At 39.6% G+C, this 10,123-nt stretch carries 9 protein-coding genes; all 9 read left to right on the forward strand.

Annotation, left to right across the window (positions count from 1 at the left end):
• The first annotated feature begins 802 nt into the window (after positions 1-802).
• The 9 genes from ACTQ16_RS16160 (at position 803) to ACTQ16_RS16200 (ending at position 10,036) form a co-directional block, all read left to right on the forward strand.
• Positions 803-2,290 carry an RHS repeat domain-containing protein gene (locus ACTQ16_RS16160; protein ID WP_441938450.1) on the forward strand — a complete coding sequence of 496 codons (1,488 nt, stop codon included), beginning with the start codon at positions 803-805 and terminating at the stop codon, positions 2,288-2,290.
• Positions 2,291-2,292: 2 nt separating this feature from the next.
• Positions 2,293-2,796, forward strand: a complete 504-nt coding sequence (locus ACTQ16_RS16165) for a hypothetical protein (RefSeq protein ID WP_264906478.1) — start codon at positions 2,293-2,295, stop codon at positions 2,794-2,796.
• A gap of 78 nt (positions 2,797-2,874) precedes the next feature.
• Positions 2,875-3,729: a hypothetical protein gene (locus tag ACTQ16_RS16170; RefSeq protein ID WP_441938452.1), complete on the forward strand. Its 855-nt coding sequence runs from the start codon at positions 2,875-2,877 to the stop codon at positions 3,727-3,729.
• Positions 3,710-4,147 (forward strand): hypothetical protein, encoded by a 438-nt coding sequence (locus ACTQ16_RS16175; protein WP_217762200.1) that lies wholly within the window; start codon positions 3,710-3,712, stop codon positions 4,145-4,147. Before ACTQ16_RS16170 ends, ACTQ16_RS16175 begins: the two co-directional genes overlap by 20 nt.
• 209 nt (positions 4,148-4,356) lie before the next feature.
• Entirely contained in the window at positions 4,357-6,753 is a 2,397-nt protein-coding gene (locus ACTQ16_RS16180) for a TlpA family protein disulfide reductase (RefSeq protein WP_441938454.1), read from the forward strand.
• Positions 6,754-7,142: 389 nt separating this feature from the next.
• A complete protein-coding gene (locus ACTQ16_RS16185) occupies positions 7,143-7,709 on the forward strand; it encodes an AlbA family DNA-binding domain-containing protein (protein ID WP_441938456.1) in 567 nt (188 codons plus the stop codon).
• Positions 7,678-8,181, forward strand: coding sequence for a hypothetical protein (locus tag ACTQ16_RS16190; protein WP_441938457.1), 504 nt, complete (start codon positions 7,678-7,680; stop codon positions 8,179-8,181). Before ACTQ16_RS16185 ends, ACTQ16_RS16190 begins: the two co-directional genes overlap by 32 nt.
• Positions 8,182-8,226: 45 nt before the next feature.
• On the forward strand, positions 8,227-8,529 hold the full coding sequence (locus tag ACTQ16_RS16195; protein ID WP_441938459.1) for a PD-(D/E)XK nuclease domain-containing protein: 303 nt from the start codon (positions 8,227-8,229) through the stop codon (positions 8,527-8,529).
• A gap of 256 nt (positions 8,530-8,785) precedes the next feature.
• On the forward strand, positions 8,786-10,036 hold the full coding sequence (locus ACTQ16_RS16200) for a glycoside hydrolase family 43 protein (protein WP_441938460.1): 1,251 nt from the start codon (positions 8,786-8,788) through the stop codon (positions 10,034-10,036).
• Positions 10,037-10,123: the final 87 nt, after the last annotated feature.

Consider the following 10,123-nt stretch of genomic DNA (forward strand, 5'->3'; position numbering starts at 1 on the left):
GTTTGTCGTGATTTGCAAAGTTACTGAAAATCAGCGACTTGACCAACTTTTTATAGTTAAGTTTTCATAAGCATTTCTTAATATAAGTTATTGATTTACAGACGATTAAATGTTAATTTAACGCAGTATTGATATCTTAAAGAGTGTTCAATTAAGGCTAGAAAAGAAACTGTTAAAAATTTTGCTAAATGAAAAGAATTTTGGCGTTGTTTGTGTTTTTTGGGTATTTTTTGCTCACATATAGTTTAGAATACCATGAGCAAGTTTATTATGTTGCTCATGGAACGTTAGATCGTGATACGATAAGATGTGTGTCTTTTGATGTCGTGAATAGTAACATGGAACCAATTGTAATTCTTTTTACAGAGGATGATTTGGAAAAATGAATTTTGAAGAAGTGTTATATAGAAAGTGCTATCGTCGTTATGGCGATTTTTCGTTATCTTGTTGGGCATATGATAATGTGATAAATTGTGGAGAGCCATATTCTTTTATCTTTCCTCAGACATTTATAAAAATTGTATATCCTATGAAAAGGTTTAAGTTTACTATAATCTCTTCGAATATCCCTTTTGAAAAGATAAAAAGTTATGTTTCACGGCATATGATAGTTTGTAAAGAATCAGATATTAATAAATATATTTCAAGTTTTATAACTAGTGTCGAAGAGAATAAGGTTACTTGCATGTATGATTCTTTAGTAGTAGAATGGGAGTGCATGCGAGTTTTGGAAGAATAAAAATTAAGTCTTAAATGGCAATATGAAATTGTTTGCAATAGTTGGATAATAATATCGTACGTTATGGAAAAAGAAGTTTTAGTTTTGATGTTATTGTCTGTTTTTAGCTTGATGTCAGTGGCTCTGAGTCCTACCAAGAATTATATTCTTGAGAGGCAGATGCTTGATGCCTGTGGAATCCAAGCTATAGCTAACATCAGCCGCATGCAATGGCAATCAAGCAAAGACCATGTGCTCCGTGGTTACGACTTTGCCTATGATGGTTCCTTTGATTTCAAGGATGGAGCTAATGCTGACGTGGAGTATTTCTATGATACTAACGGTGCTTTGATAAAGGACTTGAACAAGGGCATCAGCAATATAGAGTATGATATTCTTGGTAACTTGAAGTGCATCACTTTCTCTAATGGCTTCAAGACAAGATATATCTATGATGCAGCAGGAAACAAGCTGAGAACCACCCATGAATCAGCCGTAACGAATACGACCGACTACATAGGTAACTTCGTTTTTGAGGATGGAAAGTTAGACAAGTATCTCTTCGATGGCGGCTATTGCTCTTTTGATAATAATCAGAATCCAACCTTCCTTTATTACGAGAAGGACCATCTTGGCAGCGTAAGAATGGTTGTAAACGAGAAAGGTGCAATAGAGCAGGTAAACCATTACTATCCATTCGGAGGTGTATATGGTGATTTGTCATACAATGCAGAAATCCAGAAAAGCAAATACATTGGTAAGGAATTCGACCATATGTATGGTTTGGACTGGTATGACCATGGTGCAAGAATGTATGATGCGGCTGGCTTGTTTTGGGATAGAAAGGATCCTTTGTTTAGTAAATATTATTCTTTAAGTCCATATTTGTATTGTGGAAATAATCCCGTATTGTATCTCGATATAGATGGCTTGGATTGGTATCAAGAAAATGGGCTTTACTTGTATTCGCCAGACGTGCACTCTGGTAAGGACTTGAAGAAAGGGCAAATATATATGGGTAGTTCTTTTACCATAGGCAAGGGAAGTAATTTAGCTACTTATAATAATGATGGTAGTGTTATGTTTGCAAATGAAACTCAGGCATATAACTATATATGGCAAAAAGCAAATTATAAGAAGCGTGAAGTTGGAGGCTTCTTGTTGCAAAACAACAAAGTGTTAGTATTGCCTGATTATAAAAATGACGCTTCGACGACAAAGCTGAATGCTTATGAAGGATATTCTTTTCAAGGGCGAATCCTTTCAAATAAATTAGGACGTTATACTGTAAAAGCCCAAATACATAGTCATCAGAACCGTTTCACTTCCGCAGAACCATCTTATTATGTTGGCAATACCTATGGAGATGCAGGTTTATCAAAGAACTATTTTAGCATGCCTGTTTTTGTCATGGGGCATGATAATGTGCTTTACCTTATTCGAGGAGTAAAAAGTAACCATGTGGTAGAAGTTTATCCTTTAAACTGGGGACAAAAATCTTTGGGAAAATTACTAAAAGGTAATATTAAATTATCAAAAGAAATTTTTAAATTAAAGCCAATAATAAAATGAGAATGTATATAAAAATTGTAATCTTTATTCTTTCTGTTCTATTAATGGGGTGTAGGGACAATGTATTTGATAAAATTCTTTGCGATTTAGAAACAGATTCACTGAATTATGCATCATATCTAATTATAAATTCTAGCTATATACCTATTTGGAAACAAAAAACCAATGGATATTGGGTTGGTCCATTTTATAAAGGTCTTTTATTTCCGCCTCATGATAAATTTATAAAAAAGAGATATATATATAAAATGTTTAGTAATCGTAACATTTATATGCTTGACAGTACCAATCAAGAAGGATTTGTAACTGATTTTGTTTACTGTAAGCAAGATACGATACCATTAATGGATGGTAAGGATACTGTGATGATGAGTTCTGATTCTTTTGTTACTTATACAATGAAAGCAAAGCTGTATGAGGAAGAAAATGGTAAAGTCAATGTTAATAACCAACCTGATACATTGGTAATGCCTGTTGTAAAAAAAGACGAACTGATAGGCGAGTAATTTTGCAATATTTTGATATTAGTATGAATGTTACTCAACATAAAAAAGTATAACAAATATAATAACAAAATAGAGACAATGACATTAAGTGCCGGAAATGTAACAAGAAAGGTGGCGTCATATAGTTATGATGACATCGGAAGACTGGTCTCCTTGAAGCGAAGCGGCAATGTGGGTGTCGTAAACTATGCCTACAATATCCGCAATTGGCTGAAAGAGATGAAATCTGATAGATTCTCTCAGAATCTATGGTACGAAACCACAGGAGCATACCCATGCTTCAATGGAAACATCAGTCGTTTGCAATGGCAATCAGGCAAGGACCATGTGCTCCGTGGTTACGACTTTGCCTATGATGGCTTGAACCGCTTGGAGGAATCCACCTATGCGGAGGGTGAGGATATGAACCAGAACAAGAATCGTTATTCAGAGAATGTTCTGTCTTATTCCGCCAACGGCAGTATTGAGCGTTTGCAGCGATATGGCAAGAAGAACAATGGGACGTTTGGTCTCATTGATGACTTGACGTACTCATACAACGGAAACCAAATAAAGGCAATCAGCGATAAGGCTGGTAGCTTACTCTATAATGGTTCCTTTGATTTCAAGGATGGAGCAAATGCGGACGTGGAGTATTTCTATGATGCCAATGGCGCATTGGTCAAGGATTTGAACAAGGGCATCAGTAATATAGAGTATGATGTACTTGGCAACTTGTACGGACATGCCTATTTTTATGAATTAAAGCAGAAAAATCCATCAATAGAACCTAGTCATACTTTTGGAGTCGTAGGATATGTTAAAGAGTTTGATCCTTATTTCAATCAAGTTGTTTCTTATCCGGTTTTTGGTAAGAATAATACAGAATTAGAAGAGCAGATAAATATTGTTGAACAACAAGCTATAGATAATTATGAAAAGAATAATCGTTAATGGTTGGCTAATGATTAGTATGGGGGTGTTTTATTCTTGTGCTAGTCATAAATACACAAAAGAAACGTTGAATTTGCATGCTGTTCAAGTCGATTTGTCTATGGAACAGGGAGTAAAACGCCAGATAGAATATTATGAGGAAGGAGTTGTTTATGCTTTTTCATTTAGAAGTGGCGGTGTCTTATTGATATTGCAAGGTCCTTTAATGAAAACTCCTATAGATGATTTTAAGCCTTCGACATCGTTGAAGGATAAGCATCTTATAGAAAAAGGTATGGACAAGAAAGGTCTTAAATGGAGGCGTGATACATATTCTAGTTTCAGAGTTTGTTATTTTAATGTAATTCCAACAGAGGAAAGAAAATTTGATAGAATCTTAAATGGAATCAAATTTAAGGCTACGATGTGTGAATGGTAATTTGCATGGACTTTACTGAAGTTTCGCATGTGGTTCAAGTACGGGCTGAAGGCCCTGGGCTAGGAGCTTCTGCCCTTTACCTTTCCCTTCGGCCGGTGACCGTTGATTCAGGGCGTGTGGGGCTTACTTGCGAAACTTAACTTAAGTAACGTTATACTAATTAATATATACTGCTTTCAATAGTATCGATCCAATAAAATAATCGAATTATGAAAAGAATCCTTTGTGTACTTATCGCAGCCATCTGGCTCTGCACTTGCTGGGCAGGGAATGGCAAGAAAACTATTGTCTGGGAACAGCCGATAGCTGAATCGAACCAGCTATTTTATGATCCTTTCCAATCTCAACTCAACATCTATCGTGTGGAATTCGCAGATGATGAAACAAGAGTGTTCATGCACATCACTTTTCGCCCACACTATTGGGTAAAGTTTGTGAAGGAAACCTATCTTCTTGCTGATGGCAAGAAATATCTCGTCAAGAGCTGTGATGGACTGAAACTTGACGAGGAACACTATATGCCTGGCTCTGGCAGGGAGGATGTGGTCTTCCACTTCGCACCGCTCCCCAAGAAGACCCGAAAGTTTGACTTCCTGGAAGGTGACGGCAAACAGAACTTCAAGATATTTGGCATCGAGAATATCGATACCCGCATCAAACAGCTCTTCTCCTCGCTTTGGCGAAACGATGCGACCGGCGATTGGGAGATAGGATTCTACGATGATTTCGCCATTTACGACTGCCGTTACTGGCAATACAAGCAGAAGAATCAGAAGGGCGACAAGTACTCTTTCATCCTTACCGATGGCAAGAGCGACCTGGCTGTCAACATCGACAAACCTCAACATGGCAAGCGCACGATGAGCATCAACGGCAAGAAAGCAGAATATTCGCTCATTACCACTTCCACCCTTCCGGATTATCCGCAGAAAGATGAGACCACAAGTCTGAAGGATACTCATAACAAGCCCGATACGGCTATTGTTGTGGGATGGCTCAGAAATATGCCTAAGGAATTTTGGGATAGAGGGCAGGAGTATAGTGTGCAGTATTATGATCTCTTTTCCACATTCAAGGAAGTGAGCAATTGTAGCAAGCTCGATTCACCTGGCAGATTTGAGATCAAAGTACCCCTCATCAACTCTACCGAGGTTTTCATGGACTGGAAACATACTTATATCAACACGGTGTTGGAGCCAGGTGAGACCTATTATCTGCTCTATGACTTCAAGTCTGGACATTCCATCTTCATGGGTAAGAACTGCCGCTTGCAAAACGAACTGCTGGCGCATCCTATCCCAATGATTAACGCAGACTATGCAGGTAAGTCTGGGAATAAGGTTCCAGCCCAGGAGATGATGCAGATTCTTGAATCCAGATATAAGGAGGCTGAAGGGAACTTACGGAAACAGATAGAAAAATCGGCATCTATTTCCAGATGTTATCAGGAGTATGCGGCTCAATACCTTCTCTGCATTTATGCTACGGATATCTTACAAGGAGCATATAGAGTAAAAGACAATGTTTTCCCTCAGGAATATGTGAGCCAAGTGAAAAAAATATGGAAGGAGATTCCGCAGCCTTATACTCAGTTTCGTGACTATAATATGCTGACTAAAGATCTCATCGACCAGGAAGCAAGGTTAAAGTACAGTACACCCATGGGGAAGACCTATGGATTCTTGTTCACCAATTATTATCCGGAACTGTTGAGAAAGCACAAGGCTCAGGGGGATATTGCGATAACCGATTCAGAAATTGCTATGGTGGAACAATGGGCCAAGGACCTGGATGCCATGACTATCAAGCAATATCAGACGACAGATGCCAAGGAGCAGGAGAAAATAGTAAAAGCTTTTTCCAACTCAGTCCTTGACAAGCGCGCTACGGCTATCATTGGTAGAGAAGATATTGCCAAGATGCTTAAGGATGAGACTCCTCTCATCGATGTATATTATGCCCAGCATATAGCTGATAGCATGGGATGCAGCCAGCAGCAGAAAGATGTCATCATCACCAAAGCCCTTCTTCAGATGTTGGAAAGACTAGCCATGCCACTCAATAGTTATGGTCTTGACCTGGCAGAACACAGCATCAGTTCTGAAGTTCTCAGGGAGAAAGTATTGGCAGAACACCGTAAGTACCTGTCTTTGCAGAACAGGGATATAACAGCTAGTCTCAAGACAGCTCCTCAGGGTATGAGCGATGGGGAGAAACTTCTTCGCCATATATTGGAACCTTATAAGGGAAAGCTTGTATTGCTGGATGTCTGGGGAACCTGGTGTGCCCCTTGCAAGGAGGCTCTAGCCCATTCGAAGGAAGAGTTCGAACGCCTGGCGCCATACGATGTGGTATATCTATACATGGCAAGCAACAGTCCTGAAGAGTCATGGAAAAATATCATCAAACTGAATGATCTGGTTGGCGACAATATCGCCCACTACAATTTGCCAGCGCCTCAGCAGAGTGCCATCGAGAACTATCTCAACATTCACTCCTTCCCATCCTATCGCCTCTTCGACAAGGAGGGAAATCTGGTAGATGTGAAAGTGGATGCCCGCCAGCTTGACAATCTGGAGAAAATCATCAAGGAACTGAGTAAATAAAAAAAGATGACCTCGCAAAACGCGGGGTCATCTTTTCTATTATAAAGGATTATCTATCAATAGAGCATCCATATTGTTCTTAATGGGTGCAAATATACAAATTAAATACGAAATTGCACTCTGCTCAGTGCAATTAATCCTTCTTTTCGCACACGTATAACTTTTTTCGCTAAAAAACTTTTTTCACGTATGTGGTCGATGCCTATCTATAGTGATTGCCAAAAGTAAGGCTTCATTTCACATACTTTCATTTAGTTTAGCCCCATACATAGAGGTTTTCGCCCTAAACTAAAAAAATCACAAAGAAAATACATTTTCCTCCTGAATATATTCCCTATTCTCAAAGAAAAATATTATCTTTGTATCTGTTTAAAGATTAACAAGTAAACATGAATACAGAGCAACAAAAGATAGAATACAAGAGTCTGCAAAAGATTCGAACAGGAGAGAAAGGATTCAAGGAGCTCTCCACTACTTGTGTGGCTTTAGCCAATGCACAAGGTGGACAAATTATGATTGGCGTAGAAGACAAGACCAAGAAGCCTGCTCCCAATCAAGTTATATCGCAAGAAGAGGCAAATAGTGCCGTTACAAGATTGCGTGGACTTTGTTTCAATGTTGGTCTTGCAGTAGGCGACGTATGTGCAGACGAAACTGGCAGCCAGTACTTTGCCATCACAGTATTCCCTTCACTCCATTCATATGCCACCACTTCTGATGGCAAGATGTATATCCGTGTCGCTGACAAATGTAAGCCGGTTCGTAGTGAGGATATCCAACGTGTTGGAGAAGAGAAAGGAGCTTTCCAATGGGAACTTGTACCAACACAGTTTGAGTTGGAAGATGAGAATAAGACGAATCTCTCAAAATTCGCTAATGATATACGCCAATCTGATAGAGTGAAGCAGCATATCAAGCAGCTCGATGATATGGAAATTGGCGAACAGTACGGATAAAGAAGTTGTTCGCCTGATGGATTATGTTGACCATAATTATCAGCTTTCCCAAAAGAACAAGATAGCTTTCGGCATCATAGCCAGAGAGAAACGCATTGCCGCAACTGATTTATCTAAAATCCTCCAGCTATCTGCAGAAAAACGATTGAGAAGCTATATCGATAACTTAGACAAAAGCAATCTGATAACGAAAGGTGGCGTCAAGAAAGGATCATTTTTCCAAATCAATACAACTTTGCTGAAAAATGCAAAATCTAACATTGTTACTAGTTTGAAGACTATAGAACCACATGTTCTTAAGGCACTAATTATGGAAGATCTCCGTGTGCATCCTTTGAGTAAAATATCTGATATAGCAGAGCGCATTCCTGATATAGATATGAAAGAGATTCGAAAGATGCTCTATTCTATGGTTGGGAAGGAGATAGAAAAAGAGGGCACTCGATTTGATAGTAAATATTATATAAAGTAATGGCATAAAAAAAAAGGTCTGAAAAAGAAAAAACTGTTAAAAATCATGTATTGGGCTAATAATCAGCGACTTTATTTTTTCAGTATTCTTTTTCTACTCCTATATTTCATAAAAGAGATTTTAAGTCTCGGTATAAGAACAGACATTACGATGGAAACAAAGGATACCATCTATGTGATAGAACTGAAATTTAATAAGTCGGCACAAGAGGCTCTTGACCAAATCAACAACAAGCATTATGCTGATGCTTTTGCCCTAAAAGGCAAAAACGTGGAAAAGATTGGTATGAACTTTATGATTGATGAAGATAAGACTATCGTATTGGATTGGGTAAAATATTCCTGCTAAAAAATGAGGGTGTGTCATAAGTCCATGACACATCCTCATTTTTTTCTTGTTGGATGCTGATAGCAGTGCAGGCAATCAGCCTATGCTGGCAAGCAAGAGTGTGGAATATGACAGAAAGACAGTAAAGCTACAGATATAAGTGTTACATCATATAAACTATTTGAAACATGTGAAAAAGTAGAATTCAGTTTTTTGGCTTACCTTTGCAACCACAAATAACAATTTTAATATACTAATAATTAATTTAAATCATAAAATGACCAGATACAGAATGATTTTATCCCTGCTTTTGGCTGGCATGGGAACTGCAGCAACAGCACAGAACATCAACTTGCCAATCATCCAGACCAAGTACACGGCCGATCCTGCACCTTATGTGCACAACGATACGGTTTATCTCTATACCACCCACGATGAGGATGGGGCTGAGGGCTTCCTGATGAAAGACTGGCTGCTCTATACCTCAACGGATATGGTAAACTGGCAAGACCGCGGTGCCGTAGCTTCATTGAAAGACTTCAAGTGGTTCAAGGGCGAGAATGGTGCCTGGGCAGAGCAGGTCATCGAGCGCAATGGCAAATGGTATATGTATTGCCCTATCCACGGTCATGGCATCGGAGTGCTGGTAGCAGATAGTCCATTCGGACCTTTCAAGGATCCTATCGGAAAGCCTCTGGCATGGGAGGGCGACTGGTTCGACATCGACCCTACCGTATGGATTGATGATGATAACCAGGCTTACATGTATTGGGGCAACCCGGAGTTGAAGGCAGTGAAACTGAACGAGGACATGATTTCTTATTCCGATTCCATCATGCACTTCCCGAAGATTCAGGATTATCAGGAAGGTCCTTGGCTCTGGAAGCGCAATGGCAATTATTATCTGGCTTATGCTTCTACCTGCTGTCCTGAGGGCATCGGTTATGCGATGAGCAAGAATCCGCTCGGACCGTGGGAATATAAGGGACATATCATGAACCATACGCCTCGTACTCGTGGCAATCATCCGGGCATCATCGACTATAAGGGCAAGAGCTATTGCTTCGGCTTGAATTATGACATCTTCCGTTTGAAGACGGGGCGTCATGCCGAGCAGCGTTCTGTTTCTGCGGCCGAAATGACTTACAATCCTGACGGAACCATCCAGGAGTTGCCATACTTCCAGGATTGCAAGTTGGAGCAGATAGAATGGTTCAACCCTTATCGAAAGGTTGAGGCTGAGACGATGGCTTGGGGCTATGGATTGAAGACGCAGCCTAAGAACGAATGGGCGCAGAAGGACAGATGGAACCAGGTGGTTACGAATATTGATGAGGATGAGTATATCCTCGTGAAGGGTGTTGACTTCAGGAAGGGTGCAAGTAAGTTTGAGGTTTCTGCCTCTTGCCACATGTTTGGCGGCAGCATCGAAATCCGTCTTGATGGGGTTAACGGCCAGTGCATCGGCAAGGTGGATATCAAGAACACCAAGGATGAATACAAAACCCTTAATTCCGCAACACTATAATTTAACTTTATTTATAAGTTCCTGAGCAACAAAAAGTTGCCCAGGATTTTGCCATGTCAGAATTTTCACTTATCTTAGTGTTGCAAA

The organism is Prevotella sp. LCP21S3_D2, from assembly GCF_052118345.1.
Classification (GTDB): Bacteria; Bacteroidota; Bacteroidia; order Bacteroidales; family Bacteroidaceae; genus Prevotella.